The sequence below is a fragment of the Blastococcus sp. SYSU DS0619 genome, assembly GCF_054051035.1.
The window spans coordinates 105,894-131,765 of record NZ_JBJHAM010000008.1 but is presented as its reverse complement, the minus strand read 5'-3'; the positions used below and the strand labels follow the sequence as shown (position 1 = coordinate 131,765).

Annotated in this window: 25 protein-coding genes; 12 read left to right on the top strand and 13 right to left on the bottom strand. The window is 74.5% G+C overall.

The genetic code is table 11. The features are described 5' to 3' along the window. The first annotated feature begins 321 nt into the window (after nucleotides 1-321). From ettA to ACI79T_RS12040, 3 genes are all read left to right on the top strand, one after another. On the top strand, nucleotides 322-1,992 hold the full coding sequence (gene ettA, locus ACI79T_RS12050) for an energy-dependent translational throttle protein EttA (protein ID WP_456610302.1): 1,671 nt from the start codon (nucleotides 322-324) through the stop codon (nucleotides 1,990-1,992). Between the two features lie 190 nt (nucleotides 1,993-2,182). Next, nucleotides 2,183-2,806: a maleylpyruvate isomerase family mycothiol-dependent enzyme gene (locus tag ACI79T_RS12045; RefSeq protein ID WP_456610301.1), complete on the top strand. Its 624-nt coding sequence runs from the start codon at nucleotides 2,183-2,185 to the stop codon at nucleotides 2,804-2,806. Between the two features lie 57 nt (nucleotides 2,807-2,863). Then, complete coding sequence (locus ACI79T_RS12040; protein WP_456610300.1) at nucleotides 2,864-3,280, top strand: acyl-CoA thioesterase; 417 nt, start codon at nucleotides 2,864-2,866, stop codon at nucleotides 3,278-3,280. 94 nt (nucleotides 3,281-3,374) lie between these two features. Here the strand turns inward: ACI79T_RS12040 and ACI79T_RS12035 are convergent, their stop codons facing one another. The 9 genes from ACI79T_RS12035 to ACI79T_RS11995 form a co-directional block, all read right to left on the bottom strand. Next, nucleotides 3,375-3,911, bottom strand: coding sequence for an MOSC domain-containing protein (locus tag ACI79T_RS12035; protein ID WP_456610299.1), 537 nt, complete (start codon nucleotides 3,909-3,911; stop codon nucleotides 3,375-3,377). A gap of 14 nt (nucleotides 3,912-3,925) precedes the next feature. Continuing rightward, on the bottom strand, nucleotides 3,926-4,582 hold the full coding sequence (locus ACI79T_RS12030) for an energy-coupling factor transporter transmembrane component T (protein ID WP_456610298.1): 657 nt from the start codon (nucleotides 4,580-4,582) through the stop codon (nucleotides 3,926-3,928). Then, nucleotides 4,579-5,313, bottom strand: coding sequence for an energy-coupling factor ABC transporter ATP-binding protein (locus tag ACI79T_RS12025; protein WP_456610297.1), 735 nt, complete (start codon nucleotides 5,311-5,313; stop codon nucleotides 4,579-4,581). The genes ACI79T_RS12030 and ACI79T_RS12025 overlap by 4 nt, the downstream gene beginning before the upstream one ends. After that, a complete protein-coding gene (locus tag ACI79T_RS12020; protein WP_456610296.1) occupies nucleotides 5,310-5,873 on the bottom strand; it encodes a biotin transporter BioY in 564 nt (187 codons plus the stop codon). Before ACI79T_RS12020 ends, ACI79T_RS12025 begins: the two co-directional genes overlap by 4 nt. Before the next feature lie 102 nt (nucleotides 5,874-5,975). Beyond that, a complete protein-coding gene (locus tag ACI79T_RS12015) occupies nucleotides 5,976-7,565 on the bottom strand; it encodes a glycoside hydrolase family 13 protein (protein WP_456610295.1) in 1,590 nt (529 codons plus the stop codon). 123 nt (nucleotides 7,566-7,688) lie between these two features. Then, entirely contained in the window at nucleotides 7,689-8,087 is a 399-nt protein-coding gene (locus ACI79T_RS12010; protein WP_456610294.1) for a globin, read from the bottom strand. Next, nucleotides 8,084-9,352, bottom strand: coding sequence for an MFS transporter (locus ACI79T_RS12005; protein WP_456610293.1), 1,269 nt, complete (start codon nucleotides 9,350-9,352; stop codon nucleotides 8,084-8,086). The genes ACI79T_RS12010 and ACI79T_RS12005 overlap by 4 nt, the downstream gene beginning before the upstream one ends. A 38-nt stretch (nucleotides 9,353-9,390) precedes the next feature. After that, nucleotides 9,391-10,395, bottom strand: coding sequence for a mechanosensitive ion channel family protein (locus ACI79T_RS12000; protein WP_456610292.1), 1,005 nt, complete (start codon nucleotides 10,393-10,395; stop codon nucleotides 9,391-9,393). 78 nt (nucleotides 10,396-10,473) lie between these two features. After that, complete coding sequence (locus tag ACI79T_RS11995) at nucleotides 10,474-12,543, bottom strand: prolyl oligopeptidase family serine peptidase (RefSeq protein ID WP_456610291.1); 2,070 nt, start codon at nucleotides 12,541-12,543, stop codon at nucleotides 10,474-10,476. A gap of 220 nt (nucleotides 12,544-12,763) precedes the next feature. On the opposite strand from ACI79T_RS11995, the gene ACI79T_RS11990 reads away from it, so the two are divergent. Genes ACI79T_RS11990 through ACI79T_RS11970 form a run of 5 tightly spaced genes read left to right on the top strand, consistent with a single transcriptional unit; the run spans nucleotide 12,764 to nucleotide 16,550 of the window. Then, nucleotides 12,764-13,291, top strand: coding sequence for an HNH endonuclease (locus ACI79T_RS11990; protein ID WP_456610290.1), 528 nt, complete (start codon nucleotides 12,764-12,766; stop codon nucleotides 13,289-13,291). After that, nucleotides 13,288-14,154 carry an SCO6745 family protein gene (locus tag ACI79T_RS11985; protein WP_456610289.1) on the top strand — a complete coding sequence of 289 codons (867 nt, stop codon included), beginning with the start codon at nucleotides 13,288-13,290 and terminating at the stop codon, nucleotides 14,152-14,154. The genes ACI79T_RS11990 and ACI79T_RS11985 overlap by 4 nt, the downstream gene beginning before the upstream one ends. Before the next feature lie 23 nt (nucleotides 14,155-14,177). After that, nucleotides 14,178-15,611 (top strand): amidase, encoded by a 1,434-nt coding sequence (locus ACI79T_RS11980; RefSeq protein ID WP_456610288.1) that lies wholly within the window; start codon nucleotides 14,178-14,180, stop codon nucleotides 15,609-15,611. A 30-nt stretch (nucleotides 15,612-15,641) separates the two neighbouring features. Next, nucleotides 15,642-16,043 carry an aa3-type cytochrome oxidase subunit CtaJ gene (gene ctaJ / locus ACI79T_RS11975; protein ID WP_456610287.1) on the top strand — a complete coding sequence of 134 codons (402 nt, stop codon included), beginning with the start codon at nucleotides 15,642-15,644 and terminating at the stop codon, nucleotides 16,041-16,043. 48 nt (nucleotides 16,044-16,091) lie between these two features. After that, complete coding sequence (locus ACI79T_RS11970; protein WP_456610286.1) at nucleotides 16,092-16,550, top strand: DUF5130 family protein; 459 nt, start codon at nucleotides 16,092-16,094, stop codon at nucleotides 16,548-16,550. Nucleotides 16,551-16,807: 257 nt separating this feature from the next. Here ACI79T_RS11970 and pepN read toward each other — a convergent pair whose 3' ends face one another. After that, nucleotides 16,808-19,360: an aminopeptidase N gene (gene pepN / locus ACI79T_RS11965; RefSeq protein ID WP_456610285.1), complete on the bottom strand. Its 2,553-nt coding sequence runs from the start codon at nucleotides 19,358-19,360 to the stop codon at nucleotides 16,808-16,810. 145 nt (nucleotides 19,361-19,505) lie between these two features. On the opposite strand from pepN, the gene ACI79T_RS11960 reads away from it, so the two are divergent. Beyond that, a complete protein-coding gene (locus ACI79T_RS11960; RefSeq protein WP_456610284.1) occupies nucleotides 19,506-20,168 on the top strand; it encodes a mycothiol-dependent nitroreductase Rv2466c family protein in 663 nt (220 codons plus the stop codon). An 83-nt stretch (nucleotides 20,169-20,251) separates the two neighbouring features. After that, complete coding sequence (locus ACI79T_RS11955) at nucleotides 20,252-21,013, top strand: SDR family oxidoreductase (RefSeq protein WP_456610283.1); 762 nt, start codon at nucleotides 20,252-20,254, stop codon at nucleotides 21,011-21,013. A 41-nt stretch (nucleotides 21,014-21,054) separates the two neighbouring features. Here the strand turns inward: ACI79T_RS11955 and ACI79T_RS11950 are convergent, their stop codons facing one another. Together ACI79T_RS11950 and ACI79T_RS11945 are read right to left on the bottom strand one after the other, a co-directional pair. Next, the gene (locus tag ACI79T_RS11950) at nucleotides 21,055-21,834 is read right to left on the bottom strand and encodes an MBL fold metallo-hydrolase (RefSeq protein ID WP_456610282.1); all 780 of its coding nucleotides are present in this window, start codon (nucleotides 21,832-21,834) and stop codon (nucleotides 21,055-21,057) included. Further along, nucleotides 21,831-22,514, bottom strand: coding sequence for a DUF429 domain-containing protein (locus ACI79T_RS11945; protein WP_456610281.1), 684 nt, complete (start codon nucleotides 22,512-22,514; stop codon nucleotides 21,831-21,833). The genes ACI79T_RS11950 and ACI79T_RS11945 overlap by 4 nt, the downstream gene beginning before the upstream one ends. A gap of 26 nt (nucleotides 22,515-22,540) precedes the next feature. Here ACI79T_RS11945 and ACI79T_RS11940 point away from each other — a divergent pair, with 26 nt between their 5' ends. Both ACI79T_RS11940 and argG read left to right on the top strand, forming a co-directional pair. Next, on the top strand, nucleotides 22,541-23,032 hold the full coding sequence (locus ACI79T_RS11940; protein ID WP_456610280.1) for a ribose-5-phosphate isomerase: 492 nt from the start codon (nucleotides 22,541-22,543) through the stop codon (nucleotides 23,030-23,032). A 94-nt stretch (nucleotides 23,033-23,126) separates the two neighbouring features. Then, nucleotides 23,127-24,578, top strand: a complete 1,452-nt coding sequence (gene argG, locus ACI79T_RS11935) for an argininosuccinate synthase (protein ID WP_456610279.1) — start codon at nucleotides 23,127-23,129, stop codon at nucleotides 24,576-24,578. A gap of 43 nt (nucleotides 24,579-24,621) precedes the next feature. Here the strand turns inward: argG and ACI79T_RS11930 are convergent, their stop codons facing one another. Further along, nucleotides 24,622-25,872 carry a GNAT family N-acetyltransferase gene (locus tag ACI79T_RS11930; protein WP_456610278.1) on the bottom strand — a complete coding sequence of 417 codons (1,251 nt, stop codon included), beginning with the start codon at nucleotides 25,870-25,872 and terminating at the stop codon, nucleotides 24,622-24,624.

Sequence of the window (25,872 nt, the reverse complement as noted above, 5' to 3'; positions counted from 1 at the left end):
GGGGGGGGGGGGGGGGGGGGGGGGGGGGGGGGGGGGGGGGGGGGGGGGGGGGGGGGGGGGGGGGGGGGGGGCGGGCCCCCCCCCCCCCCCCCCCCCCCGCGGTCCGCTCGAGCCGGTCATGACGACGATCGAGGTGGCCGGGAGGCCGGGAATCCGGGGAGACGGGTACGGCGTTGCACCGGATCGATCGATGGCAGGCCGTACCCGACGGCCGACCCGGAACGCCTGCGGCCCTCCGCAGAGCGGACGTCCGCCATCCCCGCCCCCGGTAGGCTCGCCGGGCGGGATCATCCGCGAGACGACGGAAGGCTTCGAAGCCCAGTGGCTCAGTACATCTACACGATGGTCCGCGCGCGCAAGGCGCACGGCGACAAGGTGATCCTCGACAACGTCACCCTGTCGTTCCTGCCCGGCGCGAAGATCGGCGTCGTCGGCCCCAACGGTGCCGGCAAGTCCACCGTGCTCCAGATCATGGCCGGCATGCAACAGCCCTCGAACGGCGACGCGACGCTCGCCCCCGACGCCACGGTCGGGATCCTGCTGCAGGAGCCGCCGCTCAACGAGAACCTCGACGTCCGCGGCAACGTGGAGGAGGCCGTGAAGCCCCTCCGCGACGCGCTCACCCGCTTCGAGGAGGTCAGCGCGGCGATGGGCGAGCCCGACGCCGACTTCGACGCGCTGATGGCCGAGCAGGGCGAGCTCATGGAGGTCATCGAGAACGCCGACGGCTGGGAGCTCGACGCCCGCATCGAGCAGGCCATGGACGCGCTGCGCTGCCCGCCCGGCGACGCCGACGTCACCGTGCTCTCCGGTGGCGAGCGCCGCCGCGTCGCGCTGTGCCGGCTGCTGCTGGAGGCGCCCGACCTGCTGCTGCTCGACGAGCCCACCAACCACCTGGACGCCGAGAGCGTGGCGTGGCTGGAGCAGCACCTCGAGAAGTACGCCGGCACCGTCGTCGCCGTCACCCACGACCGGTACTTCCTGGACAACGTGGCGCAGTGGATCCTCGAGCTCGACCGGGGCCGCGCCTACCCGTACGAGGGCAACTACTCCACCTACCTCGAGACCAAGGCCGCCCGCCTCCAGGTCGAGGGCGCGAAGGACGCCAAGCGCGCCAAGCGGCTCAAGGACGAGCTCGAGTGGGTCCGCTCCGGCGCCAAGGCCCGCCAGGCCAAGAGCAAGGCGCGTCTGGCCCGGTACGAGGAGATGGCCGCGGAGGCCGACAAGTTCCGCAAGCTCGACTTCGAGGAGATCCAGATCCCGCCGGGTCCGCGGCTGGGCAGCGTCGTGGTCGAGACGAAGAACCTGACCAAGGGCTTCGGCGACCGCGTGCTGATCGACGACCTGTCGTTCACGCTGCCGCGCAACGGCATCGTGGGCGTCGTCGGCCCGAACGGCGTCGGCAAGACCACGCTGTTCAAGATGCTGGTCGGCGAGGAGAAGCCGGACGACGGCGACATCAAGGTCGGCGAGACGGTCAAGCTGTCCTACGTCGAGCAGACCCGGAGCGGCATCGACCCGAAGAAGACGCTGTGGGAGGTCGTCTCCGACGGCCTGGACCACATCAAGGTGGGCAACGTCGAGATGCCCTCGCGCGCCTACGTGGCGGCGTTCGGGTTCAAGGGTCCGGACCAGCAGAAGCCGGCCGGCGTGCTTTCCGGCGGTGAGCGCAACCGGCTGAACCTGGCGCTCACCCTCAAGCAGGGCGGCAACCTGCTGCTGCTCGACGAGCCCACCAACGACCTCGACACCGAGACGCTGACCAGCCTCGAGAGCGCGCTGCTCGAGTTCCCGGGCTGCGCGGTCGTGGTCAGCCACGACCGTTGGTTCCTCGACCGGGTGGCGACGCACATCCTGGCCTACGAGGGCGACTCGAAGTGGTTCTGGTTCGAGGGCAACTTCGCCGACTACGAGAAGAACAAGGTCGAGCGACTGGGCCCGGATGCGGCTCGCCCGCACCGCGCCACCTACCGCAAGCTCTCCCGCGACTGAGCAGGAGGACCCGTTCGGTCCCGACGGCCGGCGTGGAGCACCGCTCCGCGCCGGCCGTCGGCGTATCCGGGCCGGTGCGGGGCCGGGGCGCCTCCCGGTGAGCGACCCCTGGCCCACCGGCCGCCGGTTGCCTAGTCTTCGCCGTACTCCCGTCGTGCACCGGTGCGACCACGACAGCCCCGGGGTGCGCATGACCGTGATGGCCCTGGCCCGCGCCGAGCGCGAGGACCTCCGCGGGCTCCTGGCCGGGCTCGCGCCGGAGCAGTGGCGCGCACCGTCGCTCTGCGCCGGGTGGTCCGTCCGCGACGTGGTGGCGCACATGCTGAGCTACGAGGAGCTCCGGCCGCGGCAGCTGGCGGAGCGGTTCTCCCGCGGCCTGTTCATGGTCGACCGCGTCAACGCCGTCGGGCTCCGGGAGTACGCGACGCGGACGCCCGCCCAGCTCGTCCAGCTCCTGGACGACCACCTCACGCCGTCCGGCCTGACCGCGGGGATGGGCGGCGCCATCGCCCTGACCGACGGCATGATCCACCAGCAGGACATCCGGCGCCCGCTCGGCCTGCCCCGCACCATCCCGGCCGAGCGGCTGGTGCCGGCGCTGCGCACGGCCCTCTTCGCCCCGACCCTGCTCGGGGTGCTGCGCGTCCGCGGCGTGCGGCTGGTGGCCACCGACATCGACTGGACCTTCGGCCGGGGCCCGGAGGTCCGGGGCACCGCGGAGGCGCTCCTGATGGCCGTGGCCGGACGCCGCGGACTCGCATCGGAGCTCTCCGGACCCGGGCAGGCGCGGCTGGCCCGGCGACTCGGCGGCTGAGCCGCGGCCCCTCTCCCGGTCGGCGCCCGGCCGGAGCCATGCGGCAGGGTGGGCGGGGTGAGGCACACCGTGCACGTCCCCATGCGCTGGTCGGACATGGACGCCTACCAGCACATCAACAACGTCGCCTTCCTCGGCTACTTCGAGATGGCGCGGGTGAACCTGTTCTTCGAGCAGCCGACGCACGACGAGCGCACCGGGATGCGCCGCGGGCTGGTGGTCGCATCGCACGAGATCGCCTACAAGCGCTCGGTCGTCTACGACGCCGATCCGCTCGAGGTCCAGGTCTGGGTCTCCGGCATCCGCGCCGCCGCGTTCACCTGCCACTACGAGCTCTTCGACCACGGGAAGCTCGCCGTCACCGGCAGCACGCTGCTGGTCCCCTTCGACTTCGCGCTGAACAGGCCGCGCCGGCTCACCCCGGAGGAGAAGGAGTTCCTCACCCGCTGGGCCGACGAGCCGGCCGGAGCCTGACCGGTGCCGCGCGCGGGTCGACCCGGATCGCGCCGGGTGGAGCCGCGTGCGCATCCGGCTCCACCCCGCCGCACCCGGGTCGACCCGGCAGCGGTCAGCCGGCCACGATCCGCGGCACCGGGCGATCGGCGCCGGTCGGCGCACCCCGCCGGGCGGCCTCCTCGTCCGACACCGGGCGCACGACGGCGCCGGCGGTCACCAGCCCGCCACCGAAGACCGCCGCGTTGATCCCGCCCCGGTGCACCATCGCCTTCACCAGCTTCAGGCCGGTCAGCCGCTCCAGGTGCGTGCACGGCGGGCAGCGCTTCATGCCGAACAGCAGCGCGTCGCCCACCGCGAACCAGCGGCCGACCAGCGCCGGCAGGTCCACGCCGGTGGTCACCAGGTTCCGCCGGGTGTCCGCCGTCGTGAACGGCCCGCCCACCTCGGCGGCGACGGCGGCGACGTCGTCCCGGTCGATCAGCGTGAGCTGCTTCTCCAGGTCCGGGTACTGCGCCCACGTGCCACCGCCGAGGGCGTAGCGGTCGCCCTCCAGCCCGACGCCGGGGACCAGCCGCGCCGACGGCGCCCGGCGCATCGGCGCAGCCGCCGCGGGCGTCGTCCAGATCTCCAGCAGCGAGCCGGCATCCATCGGGACCTCCACGGTCAGGCGGCGGGGGCGGGGGAGCGGCGTCCCCGGGCAGGAGGGACGTCGTCGGCGCCGCGGGCGTCGAGCGCCTCGCTGACGGTGTGCGCCATCTGCAGCAGCTGCACCAGCAGCGGGGTCACCGTCGTCCGCAGACCCCGGATGCCCCGCGCCGACCCGCCGCGGGCGGCCTGCGCCTCACGGATCCGGTCGGCCCGCTCGGCCAGCACCGGGATGAACCGCAGCGCCATCGAGATCACCAGGCCGATCCGCGCCGGGCGCACGCCGACCACCCGCAGCGGCGCGCACAGCCGCTCGATCACCGCCACCATCTCGGTCACCCGCGTCGTCGCCGTCACCACCGCGGCGGCGAGCACGAGGGTCAGCAGCCGGAGCACGGTCACCGCGGCCGTCGGCAGGTCGCTGAACAGGGCGTGGAAGACGAACAGGCCGGCCAGCCACCAGCGCACCGTCCGCGCCTGCCGGGCCAGCGCGGCCGCCGGCAGCCGCGCGGCGACGAGACCTACGGCCAGCACCGCGAGCAGTGCGGCACCGACCACCGGGAGCGTGGGCACGACGAACAGCAGCACCGCCAGGACCGCGAGGGCCAGGAGCTTGCCGCCGGCCGGGACGCGGTGGACGACGCTGCGCCGCGGCACGTAGAGCGCGAGGGTCATCGCCGCTCCATGAGCGCCCGGTAGGCCGCGATCGCCGGGCGGGGAGCGGTGTCCTCGACGATCCGTCCGCCGTCGACGACGAGGACGCGGTCGAAGCCGTCGAGCAGGTCCAGCTGGTGGGTCACCACGACCACCTGCTGCTCCAGCTCGTCGATGACCCGGGCCACGCGCCGGGCGTTGATCAGGTCGAGCAGCGTCGTGGGCTCGTCGAAGACGACGCGTGCCGGGCGCATCACCAGCACCCCGGCGATCGCCAGCAGCTGCTTCTGCCCTCCCGACAGCAGGTGCGCGGGGTGGTCGGCGTGCCCGGCGAGCCCGTACCGCCCCAGCACCTCGGCCACCCGCTCGGCCCGCTCGGCGGCGGGCACGCGCTGGTTCTCCAGCCCGTAGGCGGCGTCCTCGGCGACCGTGGGGTGGACGATCTGGGCGTCGGGGTCCTGGAACACGAAGCCGACCCGCCGGCGCACCTCGCGCAGGGAGGTCCGGGTGTCCAGCCCGTCGACCAGCACCTGCCCGGCCGTGGGCACGACCAGCCCGTTGAGCAGCCGCGCGAACGTGCTCTTGCCCGAGCCGTTGGCGCCGACGACGCCGATCCGCGCCTCGGTCAGGTGCAGGTCGACGTCGGTGAGCACCGGGCGGTCGCCGTAGCGGTGCGAGACGCCCCGCAGCTCGATGCCCCGTGCGGGGTCGGCGGCGGCGTCGGGCCGTGGCTCCGGCCGGCGGAACCTCACCTGGCGGCGACCGCCCGCTGCGGTCGCTCGATCACCGGGTAGCTGCGGCGCACCTGGGCAGCGATCGCCGCGGCGATGAAGGCCTTGACGGCGTCACCGGGGAGGAAGGGCAGCGCCCCGGACACGATGGCCTCGCCCAGGGACAGGTTGGCGACGGCGGCCAGCACCGGGACGCCGATCAGGTAGATGACGACCATCCCGCCGACGACGTTGCACAGCACGCCCCACGCCACGTTGTACCGGGCCCAGAGGCGCTCGGTCAGCCAGCCGATCACGAACGCCGCCACCGGCCAGCTGTACAGGTAGCCCGCGGTCGGGCCGGCGAACACCGCCAGGCCGCCCGTGCCACTGGCCAGCAGCGGCAGCCCGATGGCCACCAGGACCAGGAACAGCAGCACGGCGAGGAAGCCGCGACGGGCGCCCAGCACGCTGCCCGCGAGCATCACGCCGAGGGTCTGCGCGGTGATCGGGACGGGCCCGATGTTCACCGCGGGGAGGGTGCCCAGCACGGCGATGATGGCCGCGAAGAGCGCGATGTAGGCCAGGTCCCGGGTCTTCATGCTCACTCCTGCGATGCGCCGGCGGACGGGCGCCGCCGTCCCGGCGTCACCTGCGGCAACGTACCCGAGCGCCGTGCGGCGCCCGGGTACCGGCCGGTGCGCTCAGGCCTGCAGCCAGATCGCGGCGTCGTCGGGCAGCGATCCGCCGTCGACCGGGGCGCTGCTGAGCAGCACCCGGCCCTCCGGCACGGGCACCGGGGCACCGGAGAGGTTGAGCAGGCAGACCAGCCCGCCCGGGCGCCGGAAGGCGACGCAACGGTCGGGTGCCTGTAACCACTGCAGGTCTTCCCCCGCGAACGCGGGCGAGGACGCGCGCAGGGCGAGCGCATCTCGATACAGCGACTGCATCGAACTGCTGTCCGCGCGCTGCGCCTCGGCGGTCAGCTCCGTCCAGCCCTCGGGCATGGGCAGCCAGGTGTCCGGCCCGGTGGAGAAGCCGTACGAGGGCTCGCTGCCCGACCAGGGCATCGGGATGCGGCAGGCGTCGCGTCCGCGCTCGGCGCCGCCGGAGCGGAACCAGATCGGGTCCTGCAGCACCTCGTCGGGCAGGTCGACGTCGGGCATGCCGAGCTCGTCGCCGTTGTAGAGGTAGGCCGCACCCGGCAGCGCCAGCTGCAGCAGCGCCGCCGCCCGGGCCCGCCGGGTGCCGAGCTCGCCGCCGCCGTAGCGGGTGACGTGCCGGGGACGGTCGTGGTTGGACAGCACCCAGCAGGCCGGGGCGGGCGTGCCCGCCACCGCCGCGAGCGAGTGCGTGATCGCGTCCCGCAGGCCTTCGGGCGTCCACTCGGCGGTGAGCAGCTTGAAGTTGAACGCGAGCTGCAGCTCGTCCTCGCGCAGGTACTGGGCCAGCCGCTCGTCGTCGGAGACCCAGACCTCGCCGACGGCCATCGTGCCGGGGTAACGGTCGAGCACCGTGCGGATGCGGCGGTGCACCACGTGCACGCCGTCCTGGTCGAACCGGTGGTCCCCGGGGCCGTGGTCGTCGAGCAGGCCGGTGTCGTCCATCGGCACCATGTCGGGCAGGCCGTCGGGCTTGGCCATGCCGTGGGCGACGTCGATGCGGAACCCGTCCACCCCGCGGTCGAGCCAGAACCGCATCGTCTCGTCCAGGTCGGCGACGACCTCCGGGTCGGCGAAGTTCAGGTCCGGCTGCTCGGGCGCGAAGATGTGCAGGTACCACTGCCCGTCGGGCACCCGGGTCCACGCCGGCCCGCCGAACACCGACGGCCAGTTGTTCGGCGGCTCGGCGCCGTCCGGCCCGCGGCCGTCGCGGAACAGGTACCGGGCGCGCTCCGGGGAGCCGGGGGCGGCGGCCAGCGCCGCCTGGAACCACTCGTGGTCGTGGGAGCTGTGGTTGGGCACCAGGTCGACGGTCACCCGGATGCCCAGCGCGTGCGCCTCGCCGAGCAGGGCGTCGAACTCTGCCAGGTCGCCGAACACCGGTTCGACGTCCCGCGGGTCGGCGACGTCGTAGCCGTGGTCGGCCATCGGCGAGGGGTAGAACGGCGTGATCCACAGCGCGTCGACGCCGAGGTCGGCCAGGTAGGGCAGCCGCGACCGGATGCCGGCCAGGTCGCCCACGCCGTCACCGTTGCCGTCGGCGAAGCTGCGGATGTAGATCTGGTAGAAGACCGCGTCCCGCCACCAGTCGGTGTCGGTCGTGGACAGGGTGCGGTTCGGCTCCGGGCTCACCGGGCTCCTCGGGTGCTCTGTTGGACGTTCGGGTGTGCGGGCGCTCCGGCGGTGGCCGCCGGGCGCGGGAGGTCCGGCGGGACCCGCGGACGGGGACGGGGCCCGGCGAGGAGCGCCGGTGGCTCAGCGGTTCTGCATGCTCCGCGCGGCCATCTCCAGGTAGCCCCAGAGCGTGGCGTCCTGCTCCGGCGGCAGTTCCAGCGAGTCGACGGCGTCGCGCATGTGGGTCAGCCAGGCGTCGCGCTCGGCGGGGCCGATGGCGAAGGGGGCGTGCCGCATCCGCAGCCGCGGGTGCCCGCGCTCCTCGGAGTAGGTCGTCGGCCCGCCCCAGTACTGCTCGAGGAACCCGCGGAGCCGGGTCTCGGCGCCCTCCCAGTCGTCCTGGGGGTACATCGGGACGAGCACCGGGTCGGTGCGCACGCCGGCGTAGAAGCGGGAGACCAGCCGGCGGAAGGTCTCCTCGCCGCCGATCTCGTCGTAGAAGGTCCGTGCCGACGGCAGGGACCGCCTCGACTCGCTCATGCGTCTGGTGCTCCCTCGGCCTCGGTCGGGGCGGCCGCCCGGTCGCGCGTCCGCCGATAGGCAACCAGCGCCGGGGCGACCGCGATCATTCCGATCCCGCCGGAGAGTGCCACCACCACGCTCGGGCCGAAGCCCTCGGCGGCGAGGCCCGCGGCGATCGCGCCGAGCCCCTGGACGCCGGCCAGGCCGCTGGCCGCGACGCCGAACGCCCGCCCGCGGTAGGCGCTGGGCACCGCCTGCACGAAGGCGACGTTGAGCGGGATCGACCACGCCGCGCCCAGCCCGGAGACGAACATCATCCCGACCAGGAACCAGAACGGCACCGCCCCGGGCCCGGCCGCCGCAGCGACCAGGCCGCCGATGAGCACCGGGGCGAGGGAGACGACGACGAGCGGGACGACCAGGCGCTCGCGCCGCGCGGGGGACACCAGCCGGGCGATGACCAGCCCGCCGATGGTGACTCCGAGCGGGTTGGCGGCCAGGAGGACGCCGACCGCCGTCGTCCCCTGGCCGAGGGAGTCCACCAGCGGGGCGGCGATGCCCTCGGAGGAGTACACGAACCCCGTCGTCACCCACAGGACGCCGACGATGGCCAGCAGCCGGGGGCTGCGGCCGATGAACCGCAGACCCTCGGCGGTGTCGCGCCACAGCGACCCCGGCGCGCCGCCGCTCTCGGACACCGGGGCCGGCCGGGGCTGCAGCCGCGCCCAGAGCCAGACCGCGGAGATCACGAAGGTCGCGGCATCCACCAGCAGCGCGGCGGAGGGGTTGAGCACCGCGACCAGCGCCCCGCCGGCGAGGAACCCACCCACCTGGGCCAGCTGCAGGGTGATGCCGGTGAGGGACGTGGCGACGGCGTACCGGTCGCCGTCGAGCACGTCGGCCATCAGCGCGGAGCGGGCCGACTCGAACGGTGGGGCGCACAAGCCCACCACGAAGAGCAGGGCCAGCAGCACCGGCAGGGGGGTGCCCGGGATGGCCATGATCGCGACCAGCAGCGCGCGGGCGGCGTCGGTGGCGATGAGCACCCGGTGACGGGGCAGCCGGTCGGCCAGCGTGGACAGCAGCGGCCCGCCGAGCAGCCAGGGGAGGTGGCTGATCGCGAAGGTCAGCGCGGCCAGGAGCGGGGACGACGTCCGGTCGTAGACCAGCACGGTGAGCGCGACCCGGGCCAGCTCGTCCCCGGCCGCGGACAGCACGAAGGTGCCGAAGAGCGGCCGGAACTCGCGGACGGCGAAGACCTCGCGGAAGGTGGCCTGCCGCACCGGGGCGCCCGGGACGGGGTCCTGCGGCGCGGGCGCGCTCAGCGGGGACCCGTTCCGGCGCCGGCGGCGCTGAGGAGGGGGAGCGGGGTGCGGATCCCCTCGGCGACGAACCGTTCCTTGAGCCGCATGCGCAGCTCGCGGCCGACCCGCCACTGGTCGGCGTTGGTGGTGCGCACGGTGAGCCGGAGGAACACGCCCTCCGAAGTGATCTGCTCGACCCCGAGGGACTCCGGCTCGGCCAGGAGGACGCCGGCCCACTCGGCTTGCGCGTACATCTCGTCGGCCACCTCCTGCATGACCGTGCGGCAGCGCTCCAGGTCGGTGTCGTGCGCGACCGGCATGTCGATGACGACCTGGGCGTAGCCCTGGCTCTTGTTGCCGACCCGCAGCACCTCGCCGTTGCGGACGTACCAGACCACGCCGTTGACGTCCCGCAGCCGGGTGATCCGCAGGCCGACGGCCTCCACGGTGCCGATGGCCTCGCCGAGGTCGACGACGTCACCCACGCCGTACTGGTCCTCCAGGATGATGCCGATCCCGGCGATGAAGTCCTTGACCAGGTTCTGCGCCCCGAAGCCGAGCGCGACGCCGACCACGCCGGCGCTGGCGAGGATGGGCGCCAGGTTGACCCCCAGCTCGCCGAGCACCAGGACGACGGCGATGCCGAGGACCACCATCGAGGCGAAGCTGCGCAGGACCGAGCCGATGGCCTCGGCCCGCTGCGTGCGCCGCGCGGCGATCTGCTCGATGACCTCCTCGGCGGCGGGCGTGCGGCTGCGGAAGGGCCGCAGGATGGTGGGCATCGCCCCGGTCGCCGTGCGGTCGGTGAGCCGGCCGATCGCCCGGTGGGCCAGCGCCCGTGCGACCGCGGCCAGCACGACGACCAGCAGGATCCGGCCCGGGGTCGCGATGAGCGTCTGGGCGTTCTCGGCGAGCCAGTCCATGCCGGACCAGTCGTAGACCTTCTGGCAGAGCCAGTAGTCGGCGCAGTCGACGACGGCCGCCCCGTCGTCCGCGGCGAGCACCGTGGGGGATCCGGTCATTACCGGAATTCTTTCAGGTGCTGAGGACGCTGCCCGTGCAGGCAACAGCGCGTGTCCGGATGCTGACGCACGGGTGTCTCAGCTGGTGAGACCCGTGTGCGCCGCCAGGAAGGCGAGCTGGTCGGCGGCCAGCCCCACGGTCCGGCTGACCGCGCGGGCGCCGTGCCCCACCGAGACCTCCCGGCGCAGGAGCACCGGGGCCGCGGAGCTGGTCGCGTGCTGGAGCGCGGCGGCGAGCTTGCGCCCGTGCAGCGGATCGACCCGGGTGTCGGACTCGAACGTCGTGAACAGCACCGCCGGGTAGGCCGTCCCCTCGCGCACCGCGTGGTACGGCGAGTAGCCCAGCAGCCAGCCGAGCTCCACGGGGTCCTCGGCCGTGCCGTACTCGTCGTTCCAGGTGCGGCCCAGGCCGAAGCGCTCGTACCGGACCATGTCAAGCAGCGGCGCGCTGCAGACGACGGCGGCGGCGAGGTCGGGGCGCTGGGTCAGGGTGGCGCCCACCAGGAGGCCGCCGTTCGACCCGCCCATGACCGCCAGCTGCCCGTGCGTCGTCCACCCGCCGGCCACCAGGTGCTCGGCGGCGGCGGCGAAGTCGTCGAACACGTTCTGCTTGCGCTCCCGCATCCCGGCCCGGTGCCACTCCTCGCCGTGCTCCGAGCCGCCGCGCAGGTTGGCCACCACCCAGACGCCGCCCGCGGCGACCCACGCCAGGGCCTGCGCCGTGTAGGCCGGCGTCAGGGAGACGTTGAAGCCGCCGTAGCCGTAGAGCACCGTCGGGCGCGGTCGGTCGGGGACGCCGGTACCGGAGAGCACGAACAGGTGCACCGGCGTCCCGTCCTGCGACGTCGCGTGCGTCTCGAGGACGGTGAGCGGCGGCACCTCCCCGGCGACGGCGGCCCGCTCCCAGCTCTCGAGGCCGGTGGGCGAGGCGGCGTCCCAGCGCAGCACCGACTGCGGGGTGGCGTAGTCGGTGTAGCCGACCCACGCGCTGGTGCCGCCCTCGGGCGGTGCGCTGACCCCGGAGATGCTGCCGGCACCCGGAGCAGGCACGTCGGTGATCCGCCCGCTGCCGTCGGCCGCCCACACCGACAGCCGGTCGGTGGCGTCCACGGCGTGCACGGCGAGCACCTGCGGGGTGCCGTCCGGGGCGTCGACCAGCGCCAGGTCGGAGAGGACGGCGCCGTCCTGCTGGGGGATCACGTCCCGCCACCGCTCCGGCGCCCACGAGCCCGGGTCGGTGGGGTCGGCGACGGCCAGCCGCCAGCGCGGGGCGTCGCGGTCGGACATCAGCCAGAGCCGCCCGTCGCGGGCCACCCAGGCGGCGGTCTGCGCGTCGACCCCGACCTGCAGCTCGCGCAGCACTCCGTCCCCGTCGAGGTCGGCGAGCCACACGTCGTCGCGCGGCGCGGTGCCGACCGAGCGGGAGACGACCAGCCAGCGGCCGTCGCGGCTGGTGCGCACGCCGAAGTAGCTGGCCGGGTCGCTGCCCTCACCGTGCACGAGCACGTCGTCGTCGGCCGGTGCGCCGACCCGGTGGCGCCAGACCCGGCGGTGGTACTGCTCCTCGCCGGCGGGCACCTGGTCGGGGGCGAGGCGGCGGACGTAGAACAGCTCCTCGCCGCCCGGCAGCCAGCCGACGGGGGAGTAGCGGCACCGGTCGACCGGCCCGTCGAGCAGCTCGCCGGTGGCGACGTCCAGGACGTAGAGCTGGGACTCCTCGTCGCCACCGGTGGAGATCTGGTAGGCCAGCCGGTCGCCCTCCCAGGACGGCGCCCAGGCGTCGAGCGTCGTCGTCCCCTCGGGGTCCAGCGCCATCGGGTCGACGAGCACCCGGACGCTGCCGTCGGCCTCGCGCACCCGCAGCACGGCGTGCTCCTGGCCCGGATCGCGGCGGGTGGAGAAGGCGCGCCCGCCGCGCCACACCGGGAGGCCGACCGCGCCGGCGCGCACCAGCTCACCCAGCTTCCCGGCGAACCGCTCGCGCAGCGGCAGGGCCGACAGCACCTCGGCGGTGAGCGCGTCCTGCGCCTGCGCCCACTCCACGGTGCGGGGGTCGGCGGGGTCCTCGAGCCAGCGGTACGGGTCGGGGATCCGGTGGCCGTGCAGCTCGTCGACGATGTCCAGCCGCGGGGCTTCCGGGTAGCGCATGGCGGGCACGCTAGTCGGCGCCGGGGACAGCGAGCCGGGGCCGGACGGATTTCGAGTGCGCCAACCCGGCGATCCCGGGTCAGAATGGGGCTGCCCGCGGGTCGTGCAGCACCCGGCGGTCCGGGGCGTCCGGAGGTGATCCGTGCCGCGTTCCGCGCCCGGGTCGACGCCGGCGGGTCACCCAGGCTCGCGGCGCGACCCCGTCCCGCCGCTCGTCCCCGTGCCCTCGCCCACGACCACGGGCGCCACCCTGCTGCTCAACGCGACGTACGAGCCGCTGTGCGTGGTGTCCAGCCGGCGGGCGATCGTGCTGGTCCTCGCCGAGAAGGCCGAGTCCGTCGACGTCGCCGCCGATGTCTGCCACGCCGAGACGCTGAGCCTCCCGGTGCCCGTGGTCGTGCGGCTCACCCGGTACGTCCGGGTGCCGTACCCGGCGTCGGTCCCGCTCTCCCGCCGGGCGGTCTTCACCCGCGACGGGCAGACCTGCGTCTACTGCGGCGGCTCGGCCACGAGCATCGACCACGTGGTCCCGCGCAGCCGGGGCGGCACCCACACCTGGGACAACGTGGTCGCCGCCTGCCGCCGGTGCAACCACACCAAGGCCGACCGCTCGCTGGCCGAGCTGGGCTGGAAGCTCCCGCACCCGCCGTGCACCCCCAGCGGCGCGGCGTGGCGGCTGCTGGGCCACCGCACCGTCGACCCGCGCTGGCGGGAGTGGCTGGGCATGCCGGAGAGCGTCAGCGCGTGACGGTGGACCCTGCGACCGCCCGCCGGCTGTGGGCGCTCGCCGAGCCGTTCCACGCGCTGACCTACTTCGCCGGCGAGGCGCGGGCCGCCTTCGAGGCCGCGGGGCTGCGCGGCTTCTGGGCGGGCTACTTCGCCGGGCGGGCGGCGCCGCTGGGCGCCGTGGGCCCCGAGGCCGTCACCGCCACCTTCGGGAACTTCGCGCCGGGGTTCGTCTCCCGCCGGGTGCCCGCGGTGTGGGCCGCGGCGACGCCGGCGACGGCCCTGGCGGCACGGCTGGACGGCGTCGACGCGGCGGTCCGGCGGGTGCTGGGGCAGGAGTGGATCGGCTCGGCCGACACGGCCGAGGCGATGGCGCTGGCCGCGGCCGCGGCCGCCGCCGTCGACCTGCCCGGTCGTCCGCTGGCCGCGGCGAACACCGGCGTGGCGGTGCCCGGGGAGCCGCACCTGGTGCTGTGGCAGGCGCTCACCACGCTGCGCGAGCACCGCGGCGACGGGCACGCGGTGGCGCTGGTCCACCGCGAGATCGACGGGGTCCAGGCGCACGTCCTCGCCGCCGCGGCCGGCCGTTCCGACCGCGCCTGGCTGCAGAAGGCCCGGGGCTGGGACGACGCCGCCTGGGACGACGCCGCGGCGCGGCTCGCCGACCGCGGCTGGCTGGACGCTGGTCAGCTGTCCGCCGAGGGGCGGGCCGGGGTCGCGGAGATCGAGGCGGACACGGATCGGCTGGCGCTCGGACCGTGGCGGGCACTGGGCGACCGCGGCTGCGACCGCCTCGCCGAGCTGCTGCGGCCGGTGCGCCGGACCGTCGTCGCCGCGGGGGAGTGGCCCGCGGGGAACCCGATCGGCGTCCCCGACCCCGGATGAGCGCCGCGGGCTAGGTTGCCGCCGTGACCCAGCTGCACGACCTCACCGCCCTCGAGCAGGCCGCCGCCGTCCGCGCGAAGGAGGTGAGCCCCACCGAGCTGGTGGCGCACGCGCTGCGCCGGATCGATGCGCTGGACGCCGGCCTGGGCGCATTCATCACCGTGACCCCCGAGCGGGCGCTCGCCGCCGCGGCGGCCGCGGAGGCCCGGCTGCGCGAGGGCGGCGAGCTGCCGCCGCTGTTCGGCGTCCCGACGGCGATCAAGGACCTCAACAACACCGCCGGTGTGCGGACGACGTTCGGCTCCACCGCCTTCGCCGACTACGTGCCGTCGGTCGACGACGCCGTGGTGACCCGGCTGGCCGACGCCGGGACGATCAGCGTGGGCAAGACGAACACCCCCGAGTTCGGCTTCCCCTGCTGGACCGACAACGAGCTGGTCGGTCCGGCCCGGTCCCCGTGGGATCCCTCCCGGCTGGCCGGCGGCTCGAGCGGGGGCGCCGCGGTCGCGGTGGCCGCCGGGTTCGTGCCCGTCGCCCAGGGCAGCGACGGGGGCGGGTCGGTCCGGATCCCGGCGAGCATCAACGGCCTGGTCGGCGTCAAGCCCACGCGCGGGCGGATCAGCAACGCGCCGTACGGCAGCGAGGTCACCGGTCTGGGGACCAGCGGGCCGCTGGCCCGCACCGTGCGGGACGCCGCCGCGCTGCTCGACGCGATGGCCGGCCCGGAGATCGGCGACCCGTTCTGGGCGCCGCCCCTGCCGCCGGGGGAGACCTTCCTCGGCTGGGCCGACCGGGAGCCGGGCCGGCTGCGGATCGGGCGGTACTCCGAGTCGCCGATGCCCGGGGTCGAGCTCGAGCCGGAGGTCGCCGAGGCGTTCGACGACGCCGCCCGGCTGCTCGAGGGCCTCGGCCACGTGGTCGAGGACGTGCCCGCGGGGCTGCTGGACCCCTCCGTGCTGCCGTCCTTCGAGCGGGTGTGGGCCCTGAGCGCCACCACGCTGCCGGTGCCGCCCGACCGGCTCGACCAGCTGCAGCCGCTGACCCGCTGGATGCGCGACCGCGGGCTGGCGCTGTCGGCCCGCGACGCGATGGAGGCGATGTTCGCGCTGCGGGTCTTCTCCCGGCAGTTCGTGCGCGCCACCGCCGGCTTCGACGTGCTGCTCGCCCCGGTGCTGACCATGACGCCGCGGCCGATCGGCTGGTTCCAGGCCGACGGCGAGGGCGCGCCGGACTTCGAGCGGCAGAAGCGCTACGCCGCGTTCACCGCGCTGTTCAACGTGACCGGGCAGCCGGCCGTCAGCGTGCCGCTGCACTGGACGGCCGACGACCTGCCCGTCGGCACCATGCTCGTCGGCCGCCCGGCCGACGAGGCGACCCTGGTCTCCCTGGCCGCGCAGCTGGAGGCGGCCCGCCCCTGGGCGCACCGGCGCCCCGCCGTCTGGACCGAGAGCCGGTGAACGCCCGGCCGCCCCGGTAAGTTGTCCGGCGTGACCGTCGCCGAGACCATCCTCGTCTACGCCGGCATCCCGCTGGCCATCATCATCGTGCTGGCGCTGCTGACCCTGAAGCCCGGTTCCAGCCGGCGGCCCCGCTACAAGCCCGGCCAGCCGTGGAACTACGCCCCGGTCTGGTACGAGCCGCACCCCGCGCAGACCGGTGGGCACGGCCCGGCCCCGGCGCACGGGCCCGCCGCGGTCCCGGGCAGCAGCGGCACCGCGGCCCTCGGCTCCTCCATGTACCCGGAGCAGCCGGGTGAGCGCGCCCTGGAGTCCGAGCGCGGGGCAGGCCCTGCCGTCGGCACCGGCTCCGGCGGGTCGCACGGCGGTGCCACGGCTGCCCGCATCCCCTCGCCGGCCGGCCCGCTGGGCGGCGCCCGTGGGACCTGGTGACCCGGTGACCTACTGCTCCGTTCCGACGACCCTGCCCGGAGGCCGGCGATGACCCGCGCGCTGCACGTCGATTCCCACGACACCGCCACCAACGAGACCGCTCCCGCCCGCACCGACGAGGGGCCGCTGGACGAGATCTTCAGCTACCAGGAGCTGGCCCGTCTCGACGAGGCGCTGACCATGTCCTCCCGCGAGACCGGGCTGCGCTTCACGCTGTACGTGGGTGAGCTGCGCACGCCGACCCGCGCGCACGCCGAGGAGCTGCACGCCCGCTCCGGCCACCACCCGGCCGACGCCGTGCTGCTCGCCGTCTCGCCCGGCCAGCGGGTCGTGGAGGTCGTGACCGGCGCGGGAGCAGCCCGTCGGCTGCCCGACCGCGCCTGCGCGCTCGCCGTCCTCTCCATGACCAGCGCGTTCAGCTCCGGTGACCTGGTGGGCGGCATCGTCAACGGCCTGCGCCAGCTCTCCGACCAGGCCGGCCACCCGGCGGGGCTCCGCCCGCACTGACCGACGACGCCCGCACCGATCGACGACGAGGGCGCCGCACCCCATCCGGGGTGCGGCGCCTTCGTCGTGTGCGGCCCCCCCCTGATGATCAGGTGACCTGATCGTTCCGGGTCCTGGCTCAGCACCGGTGGTGAGCCAGGACCCCTGATGATCAGGTGACCTGATCATCAGCGGCGGCACGGGGAGGTCGGGAGGACGACGCCGGCCCCGTCCACCGGGTGGTGGACGGGGCCGGCGTCGGATGCAGGGTGCCGGGCTCAGAGCGCCGCGTCGGCGTCCCGTTCCCGGGCGCGCAGGGCCCGGGCGATGCCGTCCCGGCCCTCGAACACCAGTCGGCGCAGCGCGGGCGGCTGCTCGGCGTCGGACAGCCATGCGTCCGCCGCGGCGATGGTGCGCGGCTCGACCACCGGCGGGAACAGGTACTGGACGGCGTTCTTGGCGATCTCGCCCGGACGGCGGTCCCAGACCGCGCGGATCTCCGCGAAGTAGCGGTCGACGTAGCCCGCGGTCAGCTCGCGCTGGGCCGGGTGCCAGAAGCCCTGGAGCATCGCCTCGTGCACGGCGTTGGGCAGCGTCTCGTCGGTGAAGGCCCGCTGCCAGGTCTCCTCCTTGGACTCCGCCGTCGGGCGCAGCGCCCGCGCCGTGGCCGCCCGCCGGATGCCGGTGGCGGTGGCGTCCCGCTCCGCCTCGGCGTCGATCTCCGCGTCCCCGGCCGCGCCGATGGCGACCAGCCCGTGCAGGAACGCCCAGCGGGCGTCGGCGTCGACCTCGAGCCCGGCGACCGTCAGCGAGCCGTCGAGCAGGCCGCGCAGCGCGGTGGCGTGCTCCTCGGTGCGGGCGGCCGCGGCCAGGGTGCGCGACCACAGCAGCTGCTGGTCGCTGCCCGCCGGGGCCGCCTCGAGCGCGGCGAGCGCCGCGTCGGCCAGCTGCGCCCAGCCGGTTGGCGCCCAGGCCGGGTCGGCGTAGGACGACAGCGCGGCCTGCACGCGGCCCAGCAGCGACTGGATGACGCTGCTCTCGCTCTCCGTGCCGATCCCGGCGAGCACCAGCTGCACCCACTCGCGGGCGGGCAGCTCGGCGTCGCGGGTCATGTCCCATGCCGCCGACCAGCACAGCGCGCGGGCCAGCGGGTCGGGGATGGCGCCGATCCGGGTGCGCAGCGTCGCCAGCGACCGCTCGTCGAGCCGCAGCTTGGCGTAGGTGAGGTCGTCGTCGTTGACCAGCACCAGGTCGGCGGCCGGGTGCCCGGCCAGCTCCGGGACCTCGGTGCGCGCGCCGGCCACGTCCAGCTCCACCCGGTGCGTGCGGGTCAGCCCGTCGGGGCCCTCGCTGTAGAGGCCCACCGCCAGCCGGTGGTTGCGCAGCACCGGGTGCTCGGCGACCGCGGTCTGCTCGATGGCGAAGCCGGCGTACCGGCCGTCGTCGGTGAGCTCGTACACCGGGCGCAGGGTGTTGACCTGGCTGGTGCGCAGCCACTGGTCGGCCCACTCCGACAGGTCGCGCCCGGAGCTCTCCGACAGCGGACCCAGCAGGTCGGCCAGCGTCGTGTTGCCGTACTCGTGCCGGCGGAAGTACCGCTGCACGCCGGCGAGGAACTCGTCGCGGCCGACGTAGGCCACCAGCTGCTTGAGCACCGAGGCGCCCTTGGCGTAGGTGATGCCGTCGAAGTTGACCTCGACCGCGGCGACGTCGGGGATGTCGGCGGCGATCGGGTGGGTCGAGGGCAGCTGGTCCTGGGCGTAGGCCCAGGCCTTCTCGGTGTTGGCGAAGGTCGTCCAGGCTGTCGTGTACTCGGTGGCCTCGGCCTGGGCCAGCGTGCTGATGTACGTGGCGAAGGACTCGTTGAGCCACAGGTCGTCCCACCAGCGCATGGTGACCAGGTCGCCGAACCACATGTGGGCCAGCTCGTGCAGCACCGTCTCCGCGCGGCGCTCGTAGCGCGCCCGGCTGACCTTCGACCGGAAGACGTAGTCCTCCAGGAAGGTGACCGCGCCGGCGTTCTCCATCGCCCCGGCGTTGAACTCGGGCACGAACAGCTGGTCGTACTTGTCGAAGGGGTACGGGTAGTCGAACACCCGGTGGAAGAAGTCGAACCCCTGCTTGGTGACGCGGAACATCTCGTCGGCGTCCAGGTACTGGGCCAGCGAGGCGCGGCAGTACAGCCCGAGCGGGATGCCCTCGTGCAGGTCGGTGACCTTGGCGTAGGGCCCGGCGATGAGCGCGACCAGGTAGGTGGAGATGCGCTTCGTGGGGGCGAAGTGGGCGAGCTGCGAGCCGCCCTCGCCCGCCTCGATGGTGCGGTCGCCGGTGTTGGAGATGACCTGCCAGTCGAACGGCGCCGTCACGTGCAGGGTGAACGAGGCCTTGAGGTCGGGCTGGTCGAAGCAGGTGAACATGCGCTTGGCGTCGGCCGGCTCGAACTGGGTGTAGAGGTAGACCTGCCCGTCCTCGGGGTCGAGGAAGCGGTGCAGGCCCTCGCCGCTGTTGGAGTACCGGCAGTCCGCCGTCACCACGAGGGTGTTCTGCTCGGCCAGGCCGGGCAGCGGCAGGCCGCCGTCCTCGGTGTAGCCGCGCACGTCCAGCTCGGTGCCGTTGAGCGTGGCCGAGTGGACCGTCTCGGCGACCAGGTCGATGAAGGTGTCCGCGCCCGGCTGGCGGCAGGTGAACTCGACGGTCGTCGTCGACCGGAAGGTGCGCTCACCGGGATGGCCGGCCCCGTCGGTGACGTCGAGGGAGATGTCGTAGCTCTGGACGGCGAGCAGCTCGGCGCGGACGGCGGCATCGGTGCGGGTCAGGTTGGGTACGGCCACCCGGGCAGCTTGTCATGCGGGGACGACGGTCCGCCCGCCGTCCACCTGTGACCTCCGAGGGGAACAACCCGGAGGGCGCCCGACTTGCCAGCCATCAGTAGCGGCCCCGGGCGCCCCCGCCCGGGCCACGGAGCGAGGAGCACGAATGACCGACGCAGTGCAGAGCGCCCCCACCAGGGCGCGCGTGGACTTCTGGTTCGACCCGCTGTGCCCCTGGGCCTGGCTCACCAGCCGGTGGGTGCTCGAGGCGGCGAAGGTCCGCGACATCGACCTGCACTGGCACGTCATGTCGCTGGCGGTGCTCAACCGCGGGCGTGACCTGCCCGAGGAGTACGCCGAGATGATGAAGACGGCCATCGGCCCGGTGCGCGTGGCGATCGCCGCCGCCCAGCAGCACGGCGACGAGGTGCTCGGCGACCTCTACACCGCGATGGGCACCCTCCGGCACCACGAGGAGCGCGAGCTCGACGAGCTCATCGCCCCCGCCCTGGAGCGGGTCGGGCTGCCGGCGGAGCTGGCCGAGGCCGCCGGGTCTACCGAGTACGACGAGGCGCTCGAGAAGAGCCACCACGCCGGTATGGACCCGGTGGGCGACGACGTGGGCACCCCGGTCATGCACATCGACGGCGTGGCCTTCTTCGGCCCCGTGATCAGCAAGGTCCCCACCGGCGAGGACGCCGGCAAGGCCTTCGACGGCGCGGTCCTGCTGGCCAACCTCCCCGACTTCTGGGAGCTCAAGCGCACCCGCACGTCGGGGCCGGACATGGCCTCCGTCCCGGCCGACGCCCTGGAGCTCACCCGCCGCTGACATCATCCGAGCCTTTCCGCGGAAGAGCTCGGAAGCCTTTCCGCGGAAAAGCGCAGGGCGACGGGGTGCGGCACCATGACCGGGTGCCGCACCCCACACGTCAGCGCATCCTGATCTCCGGCGCCAGCTCCGGCCTCGGCGAGGGCATGGCCCGCCGGTTCGCCGCGATGGGCCGCGACCTCGCGCTCTGCGCGCGCCGCGTCGAGCGGCTGGAGTCGCTGCAGGCCGAGCTGCGCGCAGCGCACCCCGGCATCCGCGTCGAGGTCGCCGCGATGGACGTCGACGACGCCGCGTCGGTGGCGACCGTGCTGCCCGAGCTCGCCGACCGGCTCGGCGGGCTGGACCGGGTGATCGTCAACGCCGGCATCGGCAAGGGCGCCTCGGTGGGCACCGGCGCGGCCGCGGCCAACCGGGCGGTCCTGCTCACCAATGTGCTCGGCTCGCACGCCCAGTGCGAGGCGGCGATGGAACTCTTCCGCCGCCAGGGCGCCGGGCACCTGGTGCTCATCTCCTCGGTCGCGTCGGTCCGCGGCATGCCGGGGACGCGTACCGCCTACGGCGCCAGCAAGGCGGCGCTGAACTCACTCGCCGAGGGCATCCGTTCCGACGTCTACGGTTCGCAGATCGTCGTCTCCACCGTGCTGCCCGGCTACATCGCCACCGACATCAACGTCGGCCGTCGCGGCCCGCTCACCGTGGGGCTGGACAAGGGCGTCACGTCGCTCGTCGACGTCATCGAGCGCGAGCCGGTGCGCGGCTACGTGCCACAGTGGCCGTGGCGCCCGGTCGCCGGGCTGCTGCGCGTGCTCCCGCTGTCGGTCGTCCGCCGGCTGACCGGCTCCTGATCTCCCGCTAGCGGAGCGGTGCGGATCCCGGAACCTGGAGCTCAGCGTGGCCGGGACGCGGCGATGCGCATGGTCGCCTCGGGGTAGGGGCCGGTCTCGGGCCGGCCCTGCCGCAGCGCCGCGAGGACGGCGAGCAGCTCCGCTCGCTGCGCCCCCACGTACGCCGCGTCCACCACCGCGCCGTGGCCGGGCACCACCGGGCCGCGGGCCAGCGCGTGCAACCGGCCGAGCGTCGCCGGCCACTCCGCGGGCCAGGCGTCCTCGAACGCCGGCGGTGCGCCCTGCTCGACCAGGTCTCCGGCGAAGAGCACGGTGCCGTCCCCGTCGGTCTCCACCTCCACCACGAGGTCGTGGTCGGTGTGCCCGCGGCCGAGGAAGCGCAGCACCACCTCCCGGCCGCCGACGTCGAGGACGGCGATCTCGTCCACCAGGTGGTCCGGCGGGGCCAGCGGGACGGCGGCCACGCGCGCCGCTCCCTCGGCATCGCCGGTCGCCCGCAGTTCGGCGACCCGATCGGAGCGCTGTCGCTCCCCGGTCTCGCGCAGGACCGCCGCGCAGCGCCTCGAACCCCACACCGGTGCCGGGCGGAAAGCCGCGTTGCCGAAGCAGTGGTCGTAGTGGGCGTGCGTGTTGACCACCGTCCAGGGATGAGGGGTGACGGCGCGGACGGCGGCGGCGAGCTCGGCCGCCTCGCCGAGGTGCGACCGGGTGTCGACCACCAGGCAGGCGCCATCGCCGACGATCAGCCCGCAGTTGAGGTCCAGGCCGGGGTGCCGCCGCACCAGCACCCCGTCGGCCACGTCCTGCCAGACGGTGCTCACCAGCTGATCCGCATCGGGCGGTCCCGGCTGTCGCGGGCGTCGTCGCCCACGCTCTGCGCCGTGCCGGCCGCGATCCGCAGGGCCGACCACGCCGCGGCGCAGGCGTCCAGCGCGTCGACGGCGGGCAGCCGCGGCGGCGCCTCCGCCAGTGCCCGGTCGACGTCCATCACCGGCCGCAGGGCGGCGAGCCGCTGGGCCAGTCCGCGGGCGGTGATCTTCGGGTCGTGCACCCGCTCGTCCAGTGCCCGGAAGGACAGCTCCGGGTGTACCTCGTGGACGCGCTGATCGGGCGGGTCGCCCAGCGCGTCGTCCAGCGAGCGGATCGACGGCACCAGGAACCATGCCTGCTTGGACAGCGCCTTGCCCGGCTTCGAATCCGTCTCCGATGCCGCCACGGAGATCCGGCAGGCCTCGGCGTAGTCGGCGGCGCTCAGAACCGGCCGCAGCGGAGCGGGGAAGACCGAGCTGCCCGCCGGGCCGAGACACCGCCGCGCGATGACGTCGCAGGTGCGCGGGCCGCTCTCCGACAGTCCGATCGGCATGTCGATCGCCACCGTCGTCACGCCCGGTAGCGCGAGTGCCGCGGTGGCGTCGGCCAGGGCCAGCAGCGTCACCTCGCCGTCGTCCAGGTGGGCGCCGGCCCAGGCGCCCCGCCAGCCGTCCAGCCCCAGCACCGCCATGCCGGGGAGCCTGACAGACTCCGGTCATGCGCGTCTTCGTCGGAACCGACCACGCCGGCCTGGAGTTCAAGGAGCACCTCAAGCAGGCGCTGACCGAGGCCGGCCACGAGCCGGTCGACTGCGGTGCGTTCGAGTACGACGCCCAGGACGACTACCCGCCGTTCTGCTTCGAGGTGGGGGAGCGGACGGTGGCCGAGCCCGGGTCGCTGGGCGTGGTCATCGGTGGCTCCGGCAACGGCGAGCAGATGGCGGCCAACAAGGTGCCCGGCGTGCGCGCGGCGCTGGTGTGGAACACCGCGACCGCCCAGCTCGCCCGCGAGCACAACGACGCGAACGTGGTCTCCATCGGCGCCCGGCAGCACAGCGCCGAGGAGGCCACCGCGCTGGTGCTCGAGTTCCTGCGGACGCCGTTCAGCGGCGACGAGCGGCACGTCCGCCGGATCGGGCTGGTCACCGACTACGAGCGGGACCGGCACCGACCCGCGGGCGGTCTGCCCACCCGCACGCAGCACCCCTGACGCAGCACCCCTGAGGCGCCGGCGGCCCTTCCCGCCGAGGTTCCCGGGGGAGGGGGCGCTGCATGACTATGCAACATCGTGCATACTCGTCATCGTGTCCAAGGTGCTCACCTCCCTGCCCACCGGCGAACGCGTCGGCATCGCCTTCTCCGGCGGTCTCGACACCTCCGTAGCGGTCGCGTGGATGCGCGACAAGGGCGCGGTGCCCTGCACCTACACCGCGGACATCGGCCAGTACGACGAGCCGGACATCGCCTCGGTCCCCGGCCGGGCGACTGCGTACGGCGCGGAGCTCGCCCGGCTGGTCGACTGCCGGGCGGCGCTGGTGGAGGAGGGGCTCGCCGCGCTCACCTGCGGCGCCTTCCACATCCGCTCCGGTGGCCGCAGCTACTTCAACACCACGCCGCTGGGCCGCGCCGTCACCGGCACGCTGCTGGTGCGCGCGATGCTCGAGGACGACGTCCAGATCTGGGGCGACGGCTCGACGTTCAAGGGCAACGACATCGAGCGGTTCTACCGGTACGGCCTGCTGGCCAACCCGTCGCTGCGCATCTACAAGCCGTGGCTGGACGCCGACTTCGTGACCGAGCTCGGGGGCCGCACGGAGATGTCGGAGTGGCTGGTCGCGCACGGCCTGCCCTACCGCGACAGTGCGGAGAAGGCCTACTCCACCGACGCCAACATCTGGGGTGCCACGCACGAGGCCAAGACCCTCGAGCACCTGGACACCGGCATCGAGACGGTCCAGCCGATCATGGGTGTGCGGTTCTGGGACCAGTCGGTCGAGATCGCCCAGGAGGACGTCACCATCGGCTTCGCGCAGGGCCGGCCGGTGACGATCAACGGCAAGGAGTTCGGCTCGGCGGTCGAGCTGGTGCTGGAGGCCAACGCCATCGGCGGCCGGCACGGCATGGGCATGTCCGACCAGATCGAGAACCGGATCATCGAGGCCAAGAGCCGGGGCATCTACGAGGCGCCGGGCATGGCGCTGCTGCACGTCGCCTACGAGCGGCTGGTCAACGCGATCCACAACGAGGACACGCTGGCCAACTACCACAGCGAGGGCCGCCGGCTGGGCCGGCTCATGTACGAGGGGCGCTGGCTGGACCCGCAGGCGCTGATGCTGCGGGAGTCGCTGCAGCGGTGGGTCGGCATGGCCGTCACCGGTGAGGTGACCCTGCGGCTGCGGCGCGGTGAGGACTACTCGATCCTCGACACCGCCGGCCCGGCGTTCAGCTACCACCCGGACAAGCTCTCGATGGAGCGCACCGAGGACTCCGCCTTCGGGCCGGTGGACCGGATCGGTCAGCTGACCATGCGCAACCTGGACATCGCCGACTCCCGGGCCAAGCTGGAGCAGTACGCCGGCCTGGGCATGGTGGGCGGCGGGACGACGGCCGCGGCGATCGGCGCCGCGCAGGCCGCGTCGACCGGGCTCATCGGTGCGATGGACGTCGGCGGCGCCGAGGCGATCGCCTCCCGCGGGGAGGTCTCCGACGAGGAGGCGCTGCTGGACCGCGCCGCCATGGAGCTGGGCAACGACTGAGCACGAGGCCTGACCGGCCGCCCGCCCCGATCGGGGCGGGCGGTCAGAACTCGTCCGGGCACCAGGGGGCGACCGGCCAGCCGAACGCCGTCGAGGCCAGGGTGACCGCCCCGGGGCTCACCTCGGTGACCCGGCCGGCGCCCTGCAGCGTGGCCAGCGAGGTGCCCCCGAGGTAGACCGCGGAGAGTTCCTCGATGCCCAGGACGAGGTCGGGGTCGCGGTCGGTGCGGCCGCAGTAGCCGCCCGCCGGGTGCCCCGACAGCCGCCAGCGCCCGTCGTTCCACGGGCAGAACGGGTCGCGGACCTCGAACACCAGGTCGATGGGAGCGGGGTAGCGGCGGGCGGCCAGCGCCCGGCCGACGTCGACCACCCGGACCCACAGCGCGTCGACCGGGGCGGCGTGCAGCGCGCGCGGATCGGTCAGCAGGTGGCGGACCGGGTCGTCGGCGGAGGCGTGCGGCGCCGCGACGGTGCGCACCAGGTCGTGCGACAGCAGGAACTGCCACAGCGCCGCGTAGGCGGCGGGCCCGGTGGCCCGCACCTCCTCGACGGTCAGCGTGCTCTCCGGCTCGGCGGCCGCGCTGTACTTGCCCCTGATCCGGTAGGTGGCGTAGCCGTCGACCTCGCCGTCGGCCCCGGCGTGCAACGCGTACTGCCGCTCGTTCGCACCGTGCCGCTCCTCCGGGACGTCGAGCATCCGGCGGCCCCACCAGCGGTCGTCGCGGACGAGGTTGCCGGGCACCCAGCGCCGCAGGGCCTCGTAGACCCGCGCCGCGGCGGGCCGGAACGCCTCGGCGTCGACCAGCCGGACCCGCCCGTCCCCGGTGTCGACGTCGGCGCGCAGCCGCAGCCGGGCGGCCTCCCCGGTCCAGCCGCCGCGCCACGACGCCGGGGCGTAGCCGAACCGGCCGTAGATGGAGCCCTCCGCGGCCCACAGCGCTGCCACCGGCTCGCGCTCCTGCTCGTGCAGCTCGGTGAGCTGCCGCCGCATGATCGCCGTCAGCACGCCCCGGCGCCGGTGGGTGGGAGAGACGGTGACCCAGGTGACGCCGGCGGTCGGGACGACGGCGCCGCCCGGCACGCTCATCCGCAGGCTGTAGAGCCCGGAGGTGGCGGCGATGCGCCCGTCGTCGTCGACCAGGGCGAGGGAGCGGTCCAGCTCGGCCACCGGCGGCACGGTGTCGGTGTAGGGCCCGGTCAGCGGATCGCCGAACACGGTGTGCATCGCGCGGGTGAAGGCCGGCCACTCGTCGGCGGTGATCGGGCGGAGCTGGTCGGAGAGGTCGTCGGCCAC